The organism is Jeotgalicoccus sp. S0W5 (genome assembly GCF_011634875.1).
GTDB lineage: Bacteria > Bacillota > Bacilli > Staphylococcales > Salinicoccaceae > Jeotgalicoccus > Jeotgalicoccus marinus.
In genome coordinates this window covers 232,700-250,487 of the sequence record NZ_SIRQ01000003.1, presented here as the reverse complement: position 1 = coordinate 250,487, position 17,788 = coordinate 232,700, and the positions used below count along the sequence as shown (strand labels likewise).

The window sequence follows — 17,788 nt, the reverse complement described above, 5'->3', positions numbered from 1 at the left end:
ACAAATAAACGTTGAATAAAACATTTGCTATATAAAAAAGCCTGTATAAACAGGCTTTAACTTAATCTTCGTAACTTATTAAGGAAATGGTATCATAACCTTCTAGCAGTTCCATACCATTTAAGTATTTTAGTTCAATTAAAAATGCAATTCCCGCAACAATACCACCAAGTGCCTCCACAAGTTTGATTGTCGCTAAAATCGTCCCACCTGTAGCAAGTAAGTCATCAGTAATTAAGACGCGTTGGCCAGGTTTGATTGCATCCTTATGCATCGTTAGTACGTTTGTACCATATTCTAGCTCATATTCATATTCTAACACTTCTCTTGGTAACTTACCTTTTTTACGTACCGGTGCAAAGCCAATTTCCATGCTGTAAGCGACTGGACATCCGATAATAAAGCCACGTGCTTCTGGTCCAACTACAACATCGATATCTTTTTCTTTCGCATAAAGAACAATCTGATCAGTGGCATACTTATATGCTGGACCATTATCCATTATTGTTGTAATGTCTTTAAAACTGACACCTTTTTTCGGCCAGTCTTCTACTTCTGATACATACTGTTTTAAATCCATAATTTCCTCCACATTTACGTCGTAATTAATGTCCGTAAATAATCTTTCATTTTAATCCCAGATGACATTTTTAATTTTGCTTCCGCTTCAATTTTATCAGTCAAGCGTCTTAAATGCACGCTCTGTTCAATATCAATATCATCTTCGATTTTATCCTTATATACTATACCATGTTCTAACGTAATACGGCTTAAATCCACTAAAATATCTATAATATTTTTCAAGTTCTTCATAGATATATCAAGTTTACTAGCTAGGTACGGTGCATGAATTGTAAGATCGATTGAGCCATTCTCCGCTTTTTTAATGACTGCATCTGTCTTTTCAATAATTTGTTTACTAGGTAAACCTTCAAAGAAGAGCTCATTTTTATCGTTAAAAATAACGATGATTTTAGAGGCTTGAATACCGGATAAACTTTCTTTTAGTGCCGAAAGGGAGTAAGGAATATCTCTAAGTACAAGTGTGTCCATTGCTAAAGGTAATTCCTCACCGTAAACAAAATAGTTTCCTTTTTCCGTCTCATTTACATCAGACGTTAGAAAGGTATCTTCTTTAGATACTAGTGAGAAGTCTTGGTCATTTTTCGCCCTCATATCTAATATCTGTAGGTCATCCACTCTTGCATCTGAAAGAATCATCTGAAGACTTCTCTTATGATTGAATTCATTGATATCTAAAGTGCCGATAAGAGAAATCCGGTCTCCTACTTGTACTTCATTATATAAGTGACCAAATTTAAAACCTATGATATCAATATCCGTATCATCTAAATTAATTTTAATATGTGTCTTATCTTTACCAACTTGGCGAATGCTCTTGATTGTTTGATTAGTAATCATGAATGTGGGTACGTTAAAGTCTTTACCAAACGGTTTGAGTCTAGACATTCGTTCAAAATCTTTCATGGTCAAATTATCTTTAGTAATTTTATAATCTATAAATTTAACTGGTTTTAACTTCAAGTTCAAATTGTTGAAGTGGTCAGTAACGGTCGTTTTAAATTCTTCTGCCCCACTCTCGTAAATCGCTAGACCGAGTGCCTGAGAGTGTCCACCCAGGGATTCGAAATACTCAGGGTACTTCCTCAACGCTTCAAGTAAGTTTACACCGTCTATAGACCGTGCAGAGCCTTTAAAAAGCTCAAAGTCTCGGCTTAAGACGATAGCTGGTTTTCCAAAAGCATCGGTGAGTCTAGAAGCGACTATACCTAATACACCATGATGCCAGGTCTCTCCAATAACAATATTAATTTCATTACTCTCATCTATCTGTTGTACCGCTTCATTGTATATAGTTTCTACAAGTGCCTTACGCTCCGTATTTAAACCATCAACCACACTTGACAGTTCATAAGCCTGGTTTTCATCCTCGGTGAGTAGGAGTTCTACACCAATAGAAGCCTCATCGATTCTACCTGTTGCATTCAGTCTAGGTGCGATTGTAAAACCTATCGTCTCTTCATCAATCAATCCACTGTGATTACTCGTTTTAAGTAATGATTTTAATCCAAGTGGAAGTTGTTCGTTCAGCACTTTTAAGCCTGCTTTTACTAACATTTTGTTTTCATCTGTCATTGAGACAATATCTGCCACAGTACCAATAGCAAGTAAACCGAGATATTGGTCTTTCATTAAGTCTAAACCTTCAATCACCTTGTATGTCACACCTGCTGCTGCGAGTTCCTTAAAGGGATAGGCACTCTCTTTATAGTCAGTGTGAACAATGGTTGCATTTGGAATTTCTTCTGAAAAACTATGGTGATCAATAACGACAACTTCAATGTCATTATCTCTTAATAAACCGATCTCTTCACTGTGTGCCACACCATTATCTACAGTAATAACTAAATCGACGTTGCCCACAACTTCAAATTCAAAAAAATCATAGTTCGGCCCATAACCATGTTCTATACGGTTTGGAATAAAATAAGATACATTGTCACTTTTACCTCTTAAAGCGTCATACAGCATAGCAGTAGATGTAATACCATCAGCATCGTAATCTCCATAAATTAAGATGCGACTATTATTTTCAAGATGGGTATTAATTATATTGATAGCATGCTGGATGTTCGGGATATATTGCCAATTATAAGTTTGTGGATTTAGAATTGTCTCCACTTCAACGCTTGATGTATAGCCACGATTTTCTAGTAATGTCTGCTCTAAATGGTTTAATTTATATTCTTTAATTAGCTGATCTTCAATTTGGCTCGTTCGTTCTCTTACTTGCCATGTAAATTTTGACGTAAACACTCAATCACCTCTTAAAAAACGCCCGGCGTAACCGGACGTTTGAATGTACTAATGTTATACTACCACTTTATCATCATTTTTTGGTTTATCAGTATAGACAACTAATTCTCCACCTGCTTTTCTAAGCTGTCTACGTTTAAGCACTCCCCATAGTTGAATAGCAATGAAGAATGAAGAATATACACCACTGATTAAACCAATGAGTAAAGCTAGTGAGAAGTTAAAGATTGAAGTCGCTCCAAATAGTACCAAGAGGACGACAACTATAATAACTGTCAATACTGTATTAATTGATCTTGTCGCTGTCTGTCTTAAGGAACGATTGATGACTTCATTAATTTCAGCTTCACTTCGGTATACTTTAACTTTTCTATTATTTTCCCTAATCCTATCTAAAGTAACAATTGTATCATTGATACTATAACCAACGACGGTCAATACTGCTGCAATGATAGTTATATCAACCTCAAGCCTTAAGATAGAGAAAACTGCAATAATTATAAAGACGTCATGTAAGAGCGCAAGTACTGCTGGAAGCGCCATTCGCCATTCAAAACGAATCGACGTATAAATGATAATACCAATCGAAGCAATAATTAAGGCTACTATTGCATTTTGTACAAGCTCCTGACCAATCACAGGACTCACCGTACTAATCATTGGTTCTGAACCATAAAGTTCATTAAAGTGATTTTGTAAGTCAGTGACTTCCTCTTGACTCAAATCAGTCGCATAGCGTGCTACAAATGTATCCTCACCTGACATTGTAATTGACTCTGCTGGAACCCCTAGGTCACTGAGCTCTTCTGTGACTTCACTTTCAGTCACATTACCATCTGTCGTAATATCAGCACGTGTCCCGCTTGTAAAATCGATACCTAAATTTAATTTAAAAATAAAGAGAATCACAATACCCGCTACAATCATTAAACCACTAAGGGCAAAGAACTTGTTGGCATGTTTGACAAAGTCAAAACGGTCCCAAATTGATGAAAGATCTTCAATGTCTTTACCTTCAGTAATATTATGAATGTTCTTTTTAGCTACACCAAACCAAGATATTTTTTTATTAAAGTAATTTGAATTAACGATTAAATTCATAAGTACTCTCGTTAAGACTACTGCTGTAATAAAACTCATTAGAATTGATAAGAGTAGCATTGTTGCGAACCCTTTAACACTACTAGTACCAAATATAAAGAGCACAATAGCAGCGATTAATGTTGTTAAGTTCGCATCTACAATCGTCCATAGGGATGAAGATGCTGCTTTTTTATAAGCTTGTTTTAAGCTTCGGCCAATCCTAATATCGTCTTTTAATCGCTCGTATAATATAATGTTCGCGTCCACAGCCATACCAACACCCAGTATGATTGCCGCAATACCTGGGAGGGTCAATGTACCACTGATTGCATTAAAGCCAACTAATGTAAGATAGATATAGATTGTTAGAGTAATCGCCGCAATGATGCCAGGTACTCTATAGAAGAAAATCATAAATATAAATACTAAAGCAACACCAATCAATCCAGCAGTGACCGTTTCATCTAGAGCTTGTTCACCAAACTGTGCACCAACTGAAGTCGAATAAATCTCAGTTAATTTAACAGGTAATGAACCAGAGTTTAATAGTGCTGCAATATTTTGTGCACGTTCTACACCTTCTTGACCGTCAAATCCGCCAGAAATCATGACATCTGAAGAATTAATCGGTTGTGAAACAGTCGGTGCAGAGATAAATTTAGGGTCTTCCTTTTGAACTTCTTCGGCGAATGAATCTTCACCTTCTACAAAGTCCATCCAAATCACCATCAGGTTTTCACCTTGTGGTTTAGAAGAAATTTCCTCAGTGACTTCTTTAAATTTATTACTATCACGTAGTTCAAGTGACACCATTGCATTATTCAGTTCATCATAGCCCTGAGATGCGCCGCCCTGAACTAAGTCTTTACCAGAAAGTAAAACATTATCATCAACATCACGGATGGTCAGTTCTGCCTGTGTACTTAATAATTCACGTGCTTCTTGCTGATCTTCTACACCTGCTAGCTGTATTCTAATTCTATTATTATCCTCGATTTGAATACTTGGTTCTGATACACCGAGCACGTTAACACGTGAATCTAACGTTGATGCGGTCGATTCAACAGCACTATCGTCAATCGTATCCCCCTCTTCTAAAGGATCAACTTGATAAAGTACCTCGAAACCACCTTGTAAATCCAAACCTAGATTGACGTCTTTTAAGACATCTTTTAACGTTAAACCAATTGCCGTAAAGGACACGACAACAATCATTAATGCGATTATTATTTTATTAATTTTCTTTTTCACTACTACACCTCTAGTTTCAACAGTGAGTTCATTATAACGCTAATGAAAAGAAAGATAAATATAAAAAAAGCCGACTACAGTCGACTTTATTTTCATTATTTAACTACTTCTTTTAAGGCAATACGGTCAAATTTAATGACAACTGATTCATCTGTACGCACGTACATATGTTTTTGGTCAAATGATTCAATTGTACCGTGCATTCCACCAATTGTAATGATGTCATCGCCTTTTTGAAGATTAGCTTGCATGTTTTGAACTTCTTTTTGTCTCTTCTGTGCCGGGCGAATCATCAAGAAGTACATAACAAGTACTAAGACGATTATCGGCGCTAATGTAACTAATAATTCCATCTAGCTGCTTCCTCCTGCTTAGAAATTTTTCGGATTTTCTTTATTCAATCCGTAAGATTCGAAAAATGCTTCTTTAAAATCTAGTAAGTTATCATTTAAAATTGCAGTTCGAACATCTTTCATCAAGTTTAACAGAAAATACAAGTTATGATAAGTAGTAAGTCGTAAACCGAGAATTTCATCCGCCTTGAACAGGTGACGTATGTATGCTCTCGTATAATTCTTACAAGTGTAGCAATCACAGTTCGGGTCTAGCGGTGTAAAATCTCGCTCATAGACTTTGTTCTTAACTACGACTCGTCCTTGTGATGTCATTGTAGTACCATTTCTAGCGATGCGTGTCGGTAAGACACAGTCAAACATATCCACACCACGAATGACACCTTCGATTAAAGCGTCTGGAGATCCGATACCCATCAAATATCTTGGCTTATTTTCAGGTAATAAGGGTACGGTTTCTTCAAGGACTCTATACATCGTTGGTTTGGGTTCTCCAACGGATAAGCCTCCAATTGAATAGCCTGGAAAGTCCATAGACACTAAATCTTTGGCACTTTGTTCACGGAGGTCTTTATATTCTCCACCTTGGACGATACCAAAGAGTGCCTGGTGTTTATCGTGTCCTTTTTTAATGTGGTGATTCAAGCCTCTTTCAGCCCATCGAGATGTTCTTTCTACAGACTGTTTGACGTAATCATGTGTTGATGGAATCTCAGCACACTCATCAAAACTCATCATGATATCTGAACCGAGGTCATGTTGGATATCCATAGCACCTTCAGGTCCTAGGAATAAGTTTCTACCGTCTAAATGACTTTTAAAGTGCACACCATCTTCAGTAATTTGTCTTCTATGACTCAAACTAAAGACCTGGAAACCACCAGAATCAGTAAGGATTGGCTTATCCCAGTTCATAAATTTATGAAGGCCACCCGCTTCTTTAACAATTTCATTACCCGGACGTAACCAGAGGTGATAAGTGTTCGATAAAATAATCTGTGAGCCGATATCAGCGAGTTCTTCCGGTGTCATCGTCTTAACTGTTGCGAGTGTGCCAACTGGCATAAAAATTGGCGTGTCGATAACACCATGCGGTGTATGAAGCTTTCCTAGACGTGCACCAGTTTGTTTACAAGTTTTTATATGTTCATAACGTATAGCCATTTTGTCACCTCTTTAATATAAAATCATTGCATCACCAAAACTAAAGAAACGATATTCTTCATTTACTGCATGGTGGTAAGCATTTAAAATATTATTTTTTGTCGCAAATGCGGACACTAACATAACTAACGATGACTTAGGTAAATGGAAGTTAGTAATCAATACATCGACAGCTTTATATTCAAAACCTGGGTAAATAAAAATATCAGTAAAGCCTGATGCTGCCTTAAATTCCCCGTGATCATGCATAATAGTCTCAAGTGTTCTTGTACTCGTCGTACCCACACTGATTATGTTATTTCCAGCTTGTTTTGCTTCATTTAAAGTTTTTGCTACACTGTCAGTCATGGTGTAAAACTCACTATGCATAACGTGATCTTCAACCGTGTCTACTGAAACAGGTCTAAAGGTACCGAGACCAACATGTAAGGTAATGTAGACAATTTTTATGCCTAATTCTTCGATTTCACTAAGTAAGTCTTTAGTAAAATGTAAGCCAGCAGTTGGTGCAGCAGCAGAACCTGACTCACGTGCAAAGACTGTTTGGTAGCGGTCCTTATCTTCTAACTTTTCTTTAATATAAGGTGGTAGAGGCATCTCACCGAGTTCATCTAAGACATTTTCTAAAATGCCATCATAGCTCAACTTCATATGGTGAATACCTTCATCAAATTTCTCGACACACTCCGCAATTAAACGCCCTTCACCAAAGATCACTTTCGTTCCCACTTTAACCTTTTTAGAGGGTTTTAGAAGCACCTCATAACCTACTTCTATCGGTTTTAAAAGTAGCATTTCAACTTTGGCGTGAGTATCTTCTTTAACACCAAATAGACGTGCCGGTAAGACTTTTGTGTCATTTAAAACGAGCACGTCACCACGCTTAAAGTAATCCGTCACATTATAAAAATGTTTGTCTGAAAGTTCACCTGTCGATTTATTGACTGCGAGTAAACGAGAATGTGTACGCTCTTTTAAGGGTGTCTGTGCAATTAAATTTTCAGGTAAGTCGAAATCAAATTCGTCTAACTTCATGTGTATCCTCCACTTTAACTTAGTTCGTTTTGCTGTCTTTAAAATATTCGAAGGATTTAGCAGTCGCTTTACGTCCTCTCGGTGTACGTTCTAAAAATCCTCGTTGAATTAAATAAGGCTCGTACACATCATTTAATGTTACAACTTCCTCACCAATCGAGACTGCAACTGTTTCTAGTCCAACTGGACCGCCACCGTATGTTTCAATAATCGTCCGCATTATTTTGTGATCCACTGGTTCTAAGCCTTCTGGATCAACCTCTAAAACTTTTAAAGCATGGTTCGTAGTCTCTAAAGTAATCTCATCCTCTTCTTTTACCATAGAAAAATCTCTCACACGTCTGAGTAGACGATTGGCAATTCTAGGCGTACCACGAGAGCGTCTCGCAAGTTCATTCATACTATCTAGCGGCAAGGTGACTTCAAATATATCTGCAGTACGTTCGATGATATGTTTAAGACTTTCAAGATCGTAATATTCTAATCTAAGTTGTACCCCAAAGCGGTCTCTTAACGGCGCAGATAAAGAACCGAAGCGCGTTGTGGCACCAACCAGCGTAAAAGGCGGCAAGTCAATTCTTATACTCCTCACTTCATCCCCACTACCGATAACGATATCGATGAAAAAGTCTTCCATAGCTGAATATAAGACCTCTTCAACGACTCTCGGAATTCTATGAATCTCATCTATAAAGAGGACATCGCCAGGTTCTAGACTAGATAATATGGCAGCAAGATCACCTGCTCGTTCAATTGCTGGTCCTGAGGTGGTCTTGATGTTTACATCCATCTCAGCAGCAATAATGTTTGCCAATGTCGTTTTACCTAAACCTGGTGGGCCATGTAAGATGACGTGATCAAGTGCTTCTTCACGCATCTTTGCTGCTTTTATGAAGACATTTAAATTTTCTTTAATGGCATGCTGTCCGATATATTGTGATAATTTAACCGGCCGTAGCGAGAGTTCTAAGGACGCTTCATCACCGTGTTCATGTTCATCGAGAATACGTTCATCCATAATGTCACTCCTACCATTAGTTTAATAATAAGTTTAAGCCTCGTTTTACGTTAGCATCAACTGATTCCAATGATTCATCAGCAAGTTTCTTTTCAACTCTTGTCAGTTCTCTCTTCGAGTAGCCTAAAGCCTCTAGGGCTAAGAGTGCTTCACTTAGATAATCATTAGTAGTCACAGACTTATTGGTCTCTTCAACATTGTCAGTAATTTGCAGTTTGCCTTTTAAGTCTAAGATAATTTGACTCGCCGTTTTTTTACCGATACCAGGAAACTTCTGCATAAAGACACTATCTTCGTTTTCTATGGCACGAATGATATCACTCGGTGAAGCCGACGCAAGAATTGCAAGCGCACTCTTCGGACCAATTCCAGTTACTTTCAAGAGTGAATTAAACAAGGACTTTTCATCCTCAGCCATAAAACCGTATAGTAACTGTGCATCCTCACGCACTATAAACTCAGTGTAAATTTTAACTTCCGTATTAATATACTGCTCTAAACGAAATGGATTCGCGACTAATAAATGATAGCCAATACCACTGTTTTCGACAGTGACACCTGTCGGTTTTACTTCTGTGAGTTGTCCTTTTATATATTGGTACATTATATTCACCTATTCTACAAATTCAAACTCTCCGCCTAATATACGAACGATATCTCCTGCTTTAATGCCACGTTCACGAAGGGCATCATCAATTCCCATTGTACGCATCTGTCTTGCAAAACGACGTACCGCTGCTTCTCGGTTAAAGTCAGTCATCATGAAGAGACGTTCAATCGAGTGTCCAGATACGACATAAGCACCGTCGTCATCTCTAGTAATTTCAAAGCGATCAGGATCTTTTTCGTGTCGGTAAATTACACGGCTTTCCGTTTCGATTTCTTCTTTCACTACAGGTTGACTCTCAAGTAAGCCTGCAACTTTATAAAGTAATTCATCTAGGTTTTCACCTGTTGCTGCTGATATTTCCACAATATCACTATCTGAGTCAATGCCAGCCTTAAAATGATTGATAATTTCATTATCGTGATCGATTAATTCAACTTTATTTAAAGCAATAACTTCAGGAAGATTTAGAAGTTCTGCATTAAACAGTTCCATCTCTTGGCGAATCGTCTTATAGTCACTAATCGCATCCCGACCATCTACCTCAGCAATATCAATAACATGAACGAGCACTTTTGTACGCTCAATGTGTCTCAGGAACTGATGACCAAGACCAGTACCATCTGATGCACCCTCAATTAATCCCGGCATATCTGCCATGACAAATGTACGTCCATCCTGTGTAGACACTACACCTAAGTTGGGTTGTAAGGTTGTGAAATGATAGTCGCCTGTTTTGGGTTTAGCTTGTGATACAGTTCCAAGCAATGTTGATTTACCTACACTTGGAAAACCGACTATACCCACATCTGCCATCATTTTAAGTTCCATAGTAACTTCTAATTCTTCTCCTGGTTCACCGTTTTCGGCAAAATCAGGTGCTGGATTACGACTGGTCGCAAATCTTGAGTTTCCACGGCCGCCGCGTCCACCTTTAGCGATGACTGCTTGTTGACCATGTTCAACTAAGTCAGCAAGTGTCTCACCTGTTTCTTTATTTTTAATAATTGTACCTGGTGGTACTTTTAATACTAACGGTGCACTATTTTTTCCGTGCATATTAGAATTCATACCATTTTCACCGTGAGTTGCTTTAAAATGACGCTGGAATCTAAAGTCCATCAAAGTTCTAAGACCTTCGTCAACTTCCATGATAATGTCTGCACCATTACCACCATCACCACCTGCTGGTCCACCCAGCGGTATATACTTTTCTCGGCGGTAAGCAACTAAGCCATTACCACCATTACCAGCCTTTAAAAAGACGGATACGTAATCTATAAACATAGATTCACCTCCATGTATTTTTCTCTAATTTATATTATAGCACTCATAAAAAAAGGCATCAGCAGAAGCTGATGCCACAATAGTCTTATTTCGCTTCCTGGTATACAGAAACACGTTTTTTGTCGCGTCCAACACGTTCGAATTTAACAACACCATCGATTTTAGCGAATAGTGTGTCGTCTCCCCCGCGTCCTACGTTTTCACCTGGGTGAATTTTAGTTCCGCGTTGACGGAAGATAATAGATCCTCCAGTTACGAATTGACCGTCTTGTCTTTTGACACCAAGGCGTTTTGATTCTGAGTCACGACCGTTTCTAGTCGAACCTACACCTTTTTTCGATGCGAAGAACTGTAAGTCTAATTTTAGCATGTAAATACACCTCACTTGTATTCAAGTTTTATAAATTCCGTATATTCTGATTCAATAGTCTTCAATGAAACAATCATAGTTTCCAAAATCAATTGAACTTTGTCGTCATCCGGATTTTCAAGTTTCATACTTAAGTATCCGCCATCATCCGCCATGTCGACGTCAGGTTCACTTGCAGTGAGTGCAAATAGTGCATTGACACAACCGAAAACAACTGCCGAAGCACCTGCACAAACTAGATCCTTACCGTGGACATCATAGTCCGCGTGACCTGTCATAGTAAATTCGGTAATCTGTGACTCACTGTTACGTGCGATGATAACTTTAATCATTATGCGTTGATTTTGCCGATTGTTAATTTCGTGTACGGCTGACGGTGACCTTGCTTACGGCTATAGTTCTTTCTACGTTTGAACTTGATAATGTTGATTTTCTTGCCGCGACCGTGTTTTTCAACCGTTGCTTCAACAGTAGCACCTTCAACTGTTGGGGCACCAACTTTAACACTGTCTCCACCAACAAAAAGTACTTTGTCAAATGTGAATGAAGCACCTTCTTCAGCGTTGATTTTTTCAACGAAGATTGATTGTCCTTCTTCAACTTTTACTTGTTTTCCACCTGTTTCGATGATTGCAAACATACTTACACCTCCTATTTTTTAAGACACGCCATTATAGGTGGGTTTCCCGCTTAGACCTATATATGAGCGGTTGATGTTCACTTTTCATCAACTACTGTATTATACAAATTTTGTACCACCATGTCAATTGTTACTACGTAATTCTTTTCTCACTTTTGCTGTTTGTATGGCTAAGACATATATAATTGTAAACATAATCGCATTAACCAATACACTCGGTATTGCTCTTAAGGCAATATAATCAAAGAATGGCATAGAAATAAATTCTAAAATACGATAGATAAGATACTGATATAAATCAAAGAAAAACGAATTCAGCAATACAACAAAAGCCATAGCTACAAAGTCACGGTAAAATACGCGAAATGCTGTTTGCATGAATATAACAAAAGCAATAAACCCAAAACTATAGATCCCATAAATCGAACCGATATAGACATCGAGCATGACGCCGAACAGTAGCGCGAAAAACATGCTTACTTTTGGTCCCGCATAAATAGTGAGAAGTAAAATATACATAAATAAGAACTTAGGTACAAAGTATACCTCAACACCAAACAACATCATGGGACTAAAAGCTGTAAATGTCATATCGATGTACATGAGTATAATTCCCAAGATGAAGATGACAATCATCTGCATGATTTAGTCCTCCAATGATTCAGGATCTCGTTTTAAAACAAACACCGTATCCACGTCATTTAAGTCGCTGTTCATTTGGACGTAAGCATTTTGACTCAGACCATACTCATCATTTTCTACTTCTACTACCTGACCGATTACAATACCTTCAGGTAAAGAACCTGTTAATCCAGAAGTATAGACCTCATCACCTTGTTCTATCGTTACCTGATTTTTAATGTTTTCGATGACTAAAACATTTTTGTCTGTATCAAAATTTCTAATGTTACCATAAACTGTCTCGTCACCATGTTTGACCTCTACAGATAGGTTATTTTGAGACGCATTGGATGAAATAATCTCCACAAAGGCTGAACCACCGTTCACCCTATTAACAATACCAATCAATCCCTTAGAAGTCGATACAGCCATACCTTCTTTTAGACCATCTTTCTCACCCTTATCAATAGTAAAAGAGTTTAACCACTGGTCAGGGGACCTTGAAATGACATTTGCATTAATTGTTTCATAATCCATATTAGAACTAACGTCTAGGGCTTCTTGAAGCTTTTGGTTCTCTTCAGTTAACCGCTCATTATCCGCCTGTAGTTGCGGTAACATATCTAGTTGTTTTTTTAATTCTTCATTCTCTTCAACTGCACCAAACATATTAAAAAAATTTGAAAATATATTGCCGATAAAACCAAATGGTGCATTAACGGTTTCTTGTGTAGTTGCGACCGCATCGCCAGTAAATTGTTCAGCTTTTGTCGTCGTACTACGGTCTGTTAATGAAAACCCTATTAAGGCAATCAAAACAATGATCCCAAATAATACGATGAGCAAGCGGTTTCTATTAAAAAACTTAGTCACTCTCCGTCCGCCCCCAATAAAATATATCTGAAATAAATAATAACACATTTAATAAGGGACTAGCACTAAACTTACCAGAGATTTTTAATCTCTTTTAGCCTGTCGACAAAAGTTTGTAATATCGAATCCTCTACGGCTAAAGATATTCTAATATAATACGTCCCTCGGCTACCGAATGGAATACCCGGCGTAGTCAAAATCGACTGATCCTTTAATAAATACTCAACGAATGTTTCACCTGTAAATCCGTCCGGTACTTTAATCCAACCAAAGATACCCCCGTCGATATGCTGAATTGGAATATTTAATGCACTTAAAGCTTCATTAATATATGTCTTTCTCTTGTTAAAGATTTCATTTTGTTTTGGTATCAGTTCATCTGCATGATCTAAGGCTGCCACTGCTGCATCCTGAGTGACACCAAAGACACCAGCATTTGTATGATCTTGGAATCTATTAATGCTTTCAATCATGTCCTTATTGCCGACAGCAAATCCTATACGATAACCTGACATATTAAATCCTTTTGACAGTGAGTAGACTTCAATGGATTGTTCAAGATTTTTATCACTCGTTAATATGCTCGGATGTTGTTCGTTAAAACCAAATGCTGCATAGGCGAAATCATGAAGAATCTTTACATTCGTACCTCTGAAGCGATCAATTGTTTCGTCGAAAAACTCTTTTGTTGCAACTGCACCGACTGGATTAGAAGGATAGTTTAAATAAATTAAATCCGTCTCTTTAAGTTCTCTTTCTAGGGCATCGAAATCTGGTAGATAATCATTTTCTTCAAGTAAAGGCATATCAATGGCCTTTGCACCAGCTAATTCAACAGCTGTAATGTAATCGGCATATCCTGGGTTTGGCAACATAATTCCAGAACCAGGATTTAAATGTGCGAGTGGGAAATTAACCAAGCCGTTTTTAGTACCAAATAAAATTGCGATATTCTCATCATTTAAATCGACATCATAAGTTCTCTTGTAAAAGTTTTTAATACTGGTTTTCAATTCTTCTTTACCACGAAAAGCACCATATTTTTGGTTTTCTTCCTTATCAATCGCAACCTTAACAGCATCAGTAATAACTTTTGGTGTTAGACCATCAGGGATACCCACTGCTAGATTTAAGAGTGGTTTTTCCCCTGTTTCTAATTTTTTGTTCATCATGCTAGAAAAGTAGCTCGGACTTAAACTATTCAATAAATCACTCGCCATTATTCATCCTCTTTTGGTTTATCGAAACCTTGGAAATCCGCATCAATGACTTCATTAAATTCGTCTGATTCTACAGCATTGATAAGGTCTTCCTCCATTTTGCTACCAGCGTCTTCACCATTAATCACTATTTGATTTCTAAAATATTCGTTCATATTCTCTAATGACAAAGCATCTTCTAGCTTCATATCACTCGCAAGTGCAAAGTTCCCAGGCACTAGAGACAGACCAATCTGATCGACACTTCTAGGAAGTTGACCAGCATCTTGGAAGATAAATTCTAAGTTTTTCTTGTTATCAATAATGTCTGCTTCTTCAATAGCAAACATATCAGCATCTTCACTAATAGTTATGAGGCCAGCATCTTGTAAAGTTAAGAAACCTCGTGAAGCATTAACAGGGTCTAAAGGCAGAGCCACTTCACTTCCCGAAGTAATACTTTCTATACTGTCGAATGTTCCACTGTATAGCCCCATGGGCGCCGTAGGTACTTGAATGATATTCTTTAATTCAGTATTATTTTCTTCATTATAACTATCCATAAAGAGAACATTTTGGAAGAGGTTCGCGTCAATATCACCATTGGCTAGAGCATTATTGGGTTGAATATAGTCACTGTACTCAATAACTTCAACTGAATAACCTGAATCTTCCAGTACTGGTTTTAAAGCATAGGTTGCCATATCAGCAAATGGTCCACTAGATGCACCAATAGTAATCACTTCACCTTCATCCTCATGGAGTAAAACTGTTGTTAGAACGATGACAAAAAGTGTACCAATTAAAAATGTTATAATACCTCTCATTACTTATCCTCCGCTCTGTTTGCAAGTCGGTCGCCGACCCACTGAACAATTTGTACGATAATGATTAAGACAACCACTGTCACAATCATCGTTAATGTGTCATAACGGTAATAACCGTAGCGTATGGCTAGGTCACCTACACCACCACCACCGACAACGCCTGCAGTCGCTGAGAAAGCAATAATTGAAATAATTGTTAGCGTAATCGCTTGGGTAATACTCTTTTTCGCTTCTGGTAACAAAACATCCGTAACGATTAAGAAAATTGAAGCGCCACCAGCAATACACGCTTCAATCACTCCGTCCTTAACACCGTTGAAACTAGATTCAACGAGTCGGGCAAATAGTGGTACTGCAGCTATTGATAAGGCCACACTTGCAAATACTGGCCCATGTGAATCATTGACTAACCAAGTTGCAAAAGGCATTATCGCAACGATTAAGATAATGAAAGGGAATGACCGTATAATATTCATCACCCATCCAAGAACACTGTTTAAAGATTTAATTCTAAAAAGGAGTGGATGCTGTGTAATATATAAAAGGATACCAAGTGGTAAGCCTAATAACACTGCAAAAAATATTGAAATAGAAACCATTTGTACGGTCTCAAGTAATGCTTTATATAAAATTGGCCATAACTGACTGAAACTATCCAATGTAACCCACCCTTTCTATGCCGTTCGTCTGGTCAATATGACTTTTCAGTCTATTAATTTCTTCTTCTTTACCAGTCACTTGGAACATTAAAAAACCAAGTGGTTGATCCTTAATGTATTCAATACGTCCATTTAAGATGCTTATGTTTAAATCAAAATTACGGTAGAGTTTGTTGAGATAATTTTCCTCTGCATTTTCACTGAGAAACTGTATTGTAATCACTTGATTCTCACGCGTTGCCTTAAACTGATTAGGGACTTCAAAATTATAAATTTCTTGAACAAAGTCTTTAGTAATTTCATGCTTAGGATGACTAAAGACATCGTAAGTATGACCCATTTCTAAAATTTCGCCTTTAGACATTACACCGACCCGGTCTGCAATCTCTTTGATGACTTCCATTTCATGAGTAATAACGATAATCGTAATACCTAAATCCTTATTGATTCGATTCAATAATTTAAGAATACTCTTAGTCGTGTCTGGATCTAAGGCACTTGTTGCTTCATCACAAAGCAAAATGTCAGGATCATTTGCAAGTGCACGAGCAATACCGACTCTTTGCTTTTGCCCTCCACTTAAATTTGATGATTTAATTTCAGCCTTGTCTCCAAGACCAACCAGTTCCAATAGTTCTTTGATACGGGCTGTTCTGTTCTTTTTATCAAATTTTGAAGCTTTTAAGACAAACTCAATATTTTCATAAACGGTCTTAGATTCAATGAGGTTAAACTGCTGAAATATCATGCCAATTTTCTGTCGTTTCTGTCTGAGTTCATGCTTAGTGAGCTTTGTTAAATCTTCACCAGCAACTGTTACAGAACCCGTTGTTGGTTGTTCTAATAAGTTGATTAGTCTAACAAGAGTAGATTTACCTGCACCTGAATATCCGATTAAACCAAAAATCTCACCTGATTTAATTTCTAATGATGTTTCTTTTAATGCTTCAACCTTACGACCTTTTAATTGATAGGTTTTTGAAACGCTCTCCAATTTTATGCTCATGATCTACCTCCTCTTTAAAATAAAAAAACCATTCATCATGTAGACAAATGGCGATGTTTGATTATCTTCCAAGCCGATGCCTGCAGGATTTAGCACAGTACTTAAATAAGCCCGCTGCTGAGACTTCATAGGGCCCGACCCTCCATCTCTCTTGATAATTTCATATTCAATTTAGAGTAATACTATATGATTTAATTCTAAAAGTCAATATAAGGCGACTCATTACTTTGACCGAGATAAGCAAATCTCGAATGACAACCTGCACAGACATACCGCTTCTCATAGCCCTTCATACGTTTAGTAAATTTATAATTACAGTGCATACATTGATAATGATGTAAAATGCCTTTGTATCTATAGGTTCTTGTTAATGAAATGTTGAGCTTCTTGAGTGTATTCTTAAAATAATCATCTTGATCTCGGTAAGGTTTGTTTAGTCGATATAGACAAAAATGCACACATTCATGGTGTAGGACATCAAGAATTACGTGCCTCGGATTATTGTCAATAAAGGTTTTCGACATGACAATCTCTTCGTTAATAACCCTGTTGTGTCTCGTCTTAATTACAAAAGCGCCAAGCTTTGCAGTCATTCTATTTGAGATTCTTAGTGAAATATTAAAATCCACATTAAAATGCTTCTTAGAGAATGCTACTGCATATTCTAATAATTCTTTTTCGTCCACCTTACTCACCACTACTTATAAATAGTCATAAAAAAAGAGAGACTCGAAGTCTCCCTAACAGATAAATAATATAATATGATATCTAGGCCAAAGGCACTATCAAAGAACGATTGAGCTAATAATATGAAGTATAGCTATAAATTAATAGGTCGTTCTGTTATGTATTTCTTAATATATTTTCATTATATTTTAATCTTTGGGTTATTTCAAGCCTTAATGTGAAATAATTATGTTTGTAATATCTTTGTAATATAAGCTCAAATATTTCAAA

Annotated in this window: 19 protein-coding genes, 1 riboswitch and 1 other annotated feature; all 19 genes read right to left on the bottom strand. The window is 37.2% G+C overall.

The annotated features are described in order from the left end of the window. Positions 1–61: 61 nt before the first annotated feature. The 19 genes from EYB29_RS03550 to EYB29_RS03460 all read right to left on the bottom strand — a co-directional run bounded on the left by EYB29_RS03550 (position 62) and on the right by EYB29_RS03460 (position 17,517). Positions 62–580: an adenine phosphoribosyltransferase gene (locus EYB29_RS03550; protein ID WP_166626602.1), complete on the bottom strand. Its 519-nt coding sequence runs from the start codon at positions 578–580 to the stop codon at positions 62–64. 14 nt (positions 581–594) lie between these two features. Further along, positions 595–2,838 carry a single-stranded-DNA-specific exonuclease RecJ gene (gene recJ, locus EYB29_RS03545; RefSeq protein WP_166626601.1) on the bottom strand — a complete coding sequence of 748 codons (2,244 nt, stop codon included), beginning with the start codon at positions 2,836–2,838 and terminating at the stop codon, positions 595–597. Between the two features lie 54 nt (positions 2,839–2,892). Further along, positions 2,893–5,172: a protein translocase subunit SecDF gene (secDF, locus tag EYB29_RS03540; protein ID WP_166626600.1), complete on the bottom strand. Its 2,280-nt coding sequence runs from the start codon at positions 5,170–5,172 to the stop codon at positions 2,893–2,895. Between the two features lie 95 nt (positions 5,173–5,267). Further along, the gene (yajC, locus tag EYB29_RS03535; protein WP_026866488.1) at positions 5,268–5,525 is read right to left on the bottom strand and encodes a preprotein translocase subunit YajC; all 258 of its coding nucleotides are present in this window, start codon (positions 5,523–5,525) and stop codon (positions 5,268–5,270) included. Positions 5,526–5,543: 18 nt separating this feature from the next. Further along, positions 5,544–6,689, bottom strand: a complete 1,146-nt coding sequence (tgt, locus tag EYB29_RS03530; RefSeq protein WP_026866489.1) for a tRNA guanosine(34) transglycosylase Tgt — start codon at positions 6,687–6,689, stop codon at positions 5,544–5,546. A 12-nt stretch (positions 6,690–6,701) separates the two neighbouring features. Next, complete coding sequence (gene queA / locus EYB29_RS03525) at positions 6,702–7,724, bottom strand: tRNA preQ1(34) S-adenosylmethionine ribosyltransferase-isomerase QueA (protein ID WP_166626599.1); 1,023 nt, start codon at positions 7,722–7,724, stop codon at positions 6,702–6,704. A 19-nt stretch (positions 7,725–7,743) separates the two neighbouring features. Continuing rightward, positions 7,744–8,742, bottom strand: coding sequence for a Holliday junction branch migration DNA helicase RuvB (gene ruvB, locus EYB29_RS03520; protein ID WP_166626598.1), 999 nt, complete (start codon positions 8,740–8,742; stop codon positions 7,744–7,746). Between the two features lie 16 nt (positions 8,743–8,758). After that, entirely contained in the window at positions 8,759–9,346 is a 588-nt protein-coding gene (gene ruvA, locus EYB29_RS03515; protein WP_166626597.1) for a Holliday junction branch migration protein RuvA, read from the bottom strand. A 9-nt stretch (positions 9,347–9,355) separates the two neighbouring features. Then, positions 9,356–10,636 carry a GTPase ObgE gene (gene obgE, locus EYB29_RS03510; RefSeq protein ID WP_026866493.1) on the bottom strand — a complete coding sequence of 427 codons (1,281 nt, stop codon included), beginning with the start codon at positions 10,634–10,636 and terminating at the stop codon, positions 9,356–9,358. 85 nt (positions 10,637–10,721) lie between these two features. Then, positions 10,722–11,006, bottom strand: coding sequence for a 50S ribosomal protein L27 (gene rpmA, locus EYB29_RS03505; RefSeq protein ID WP_026866494.1), 285 nt, complete (start codon positions 11,004–11,006; stop codon positions 10,722–10,724). An 11-nt stretch (positions 11,007–11,017) separates the two neighbouring features. Beyond that, positions 11,018–11,338, bottom strand: a complete 321-nt coding sequence (locus tag EYB29_RS03500; RefSeq protein ID WP_026866495.1) for a ribosomal-processing cysteine protease Prp — start codon at positions 11,336–11,338, stop codon at positions 11,018–11,020. Beyond that, on the bottom strand, positions 11,338–11,646 hold the full coding sequence (rplU, locus tag EYB29_RS03495) for a 50S ribosomal protein L21 (RefSeq protein WP_026866496.1): 309 nt from the start codon (positions 11,644–11,646) through the stop codon (positions 11,338–11,340). The genes EYB29_RS03500 and rplU overlap by 1 nt, the downstream gene beginning before the upstream one ends. 11 nt (positions 11,647–11,657) lie before the next feature. Continuing rightward, positions 11,658–11,728: a sequence feature (ribosomal protein L21 leader region), on the bottom strand. 41 nt (positions 11,729–11,769) lie between these two features. Beyond that, positions 11,770–12,288, bottom strand: coding sequence for a rod shape-determining protein MreD (gene mreD / locus EYB29_RS03490; RefSeq protein ID WP_026866497.1), 519 nt, complete (start codon positions 12,286–12,288; stop codon positions 11,770–11,772). Between the two features lie 3 nt (positions 12,289–12,291). After that, positions 12,292–13,140, bottom strand: a complete 849-nt coding sequence (mreC, locus tag EYB29_RS03485; protein WP_166626596.1) for a rod shape-determining protein MreC — start codon at positions 13,138–13,140, stop codon at positions 12,292–12,294. 71 nt (positions 13,141–13,211) lie between these two features. Next, positions 13,212–14,360, bottom strand: coding sequence for an aminotransferase class I/II-fold pyridoxal phosphate-dependent enzyme (locus EYB29_RS03480; RefSeq protein WP_371807494.1), 1,149 nt, complete (start codon positions 14,358–14,360; stop codon positions 13,212–13,214). Next, positions 14,360–15,166, bottom strand: coding sequence for a MetQ/NlpA family ABC transporter substrate-binding protein (locus tag EYB29_RS03475; RefSeq protein WP_166626595.1), 807 nt, complete (start codon positions 15,164–15,166; stop codon positions 14,360–14,362). The genes EYB29_RS03480 and EYB29_RS03475 overlap by 1 nt, the downstream gene beginning before the upstream one ends. After that, positions 15,166–15,765 carry a methionine ABC transporter permease gene (locus tag EYB29_RS03470; protein ID WP_084145725.1) on the bottom strand — a complete coding sequence of 200 codons (600 nt, stop codon included), beginning with the start codon at positions 15,763–15,765 and terminating at the stop codon, positions 15,166–15,168. Before EYB29_RS03470 ends, EYB29_RS03475 begins: the two co-directional genes overlap by 1 nt. Before the next feature lie 52 nt (positions 15,766–15,817). Continuing rightward, positions 15,818–16,831 (bottom strand): methionine ABC transporter ATP-binding protein, encoded by a 1,014-nt coding sequence (locus EYB29_RS03465; RefSeq protein ID WP_026866502.1) that lies wholly within the window; start codon positions 16,829–16,831, stop codon positions 15,818–15,820. Between the two features lie 58 nt (positions 16,832–16,889). Continuing rightward, positions 16,890–16,992, bottom strand: a riboswitch (SAM riboswitch). Between the two features lie 36 nt (positions 16,993–17,028). Then, complete coding sequence (locus EYB29_RS03460; RefSeq protein WP_026866503.1) at positions 17,029–17,517, bottom strand: SprT-like domain-containing protein; 489 nt, start codon at positions 17,515–17,517, stop codon at positions 17,029–17,031. Positions 17,518–17,788 lie beyond the last annotated feature (271 nt).

What these genes read in the sequence shown, in the direction of transcription:
- EYB29_RS03550 (WP_166626602.1), bottom strand. Translation starts at nt 580, where the DNA reads ATGGATTTAAAACAGTATGTATCAGAAGTAGAAGACTGGCCGAAAAAA.
- yajC (WP_026866488.1), bottom strand. Translation starts at nt 5,525, where the DNA reads ATGGAATTATTAGTTACATTAGCGCCGATAATCGTCTTAGTACTTGTT.
- tgt (WP_026866489.1), bottom strand. Translation starts at nt 6,689, where the DNA reads ATGGCTATACGTTATGAACATATAAAAACTTGTAAACAAACTGGTGCA.
- queA (WP_166626599.1), bottom strand. Translation starts at nt 7,724, where the DNA reads ATGAAGTTAGACGAATTTGATTTCGACTTACCTGAAAATTTAATTGCA.
- ruvB (WP_166626598.1), bottom strand. Translation starts at nt 8,742, where the DNA reads ATGGATGAACGTATTCTCGATGAACATGAACACGGTGATGAAGCGTCC.
- ruvA (WP_166626597.1), bottom strand. Translation starts at nt 9,346, where the DNA reads ATGTACCAATATATAAAAGGACAACTCACAGAAGTAAAACCGACAGGT.
- obgE (WP_026866493.1), bottom strand. Translation starts at nt 10,636, where the DNA reads ATGTTTATAGATTACGTATCCGTCTTTTTAAAGGCTGGTAATGGTGGT.
- rpmA (WP_026866494.1), bottom strand. Translation starts at nt 11,006, where the DNA reads ATGCTAAAATTAGACTTACAGTTCTTCGCATCGAAAAAAGGTGTAGGT.
- EYB29_RS03500 (WP_026866495.1), bottom strand. Translation starts at nt 11,338, where the DNA reads ATGATTAAAGTTATCATCGCACGTAACAGTGAGTCACAGATTACCGAA.
- rplU (WP_026866496.1), bottom strand. Translation starts at nt 11,646, where the DNA reads ATGTTTGCAATCATCGAAACAGGTGGAAAACAAGTAAAAGTTGAAGAA.
- mreD (WP_026866497.1), bottom strand. Translation starts at nt 12,288, where the DNA reads ATGCAGATGATTGTCATCTTCATCTTGGGAATTATACTCATGTACATC.
- EYB29_RS03480 (WP_371807494.1), bottom strand. Translation starts at nt 14,360, where the DNA reads ATGGCGAGTGATTTATTGAATAGTTTAAGTCCGAGCTACTTTTCTAGC.
- EYB29_RS03475 (WP_166626595.1), bottom strand. Translation starts at nt 15,166, where the DNA reads ATGAGAGGTATTATAACATTTTTAATTGGTACACTTTTTGTCATCGTT.
- EYB29_RS03470 (WP_084145725.1), bottom strand. Translation starts at nt 15,765, where the DNA reads ATGGTTTCTATTTCAATATTTTTTGCAGTGTTATTAGGCTTACCACTT.
- EYB29_RS03465 (WP_026866502.1), bottom strand. Translation starts at nt 16,831, where the DNA reads ATGAGCATAAAATTGGAGAGCGTTTCAAAAACCTATCAATTAAAAGGT.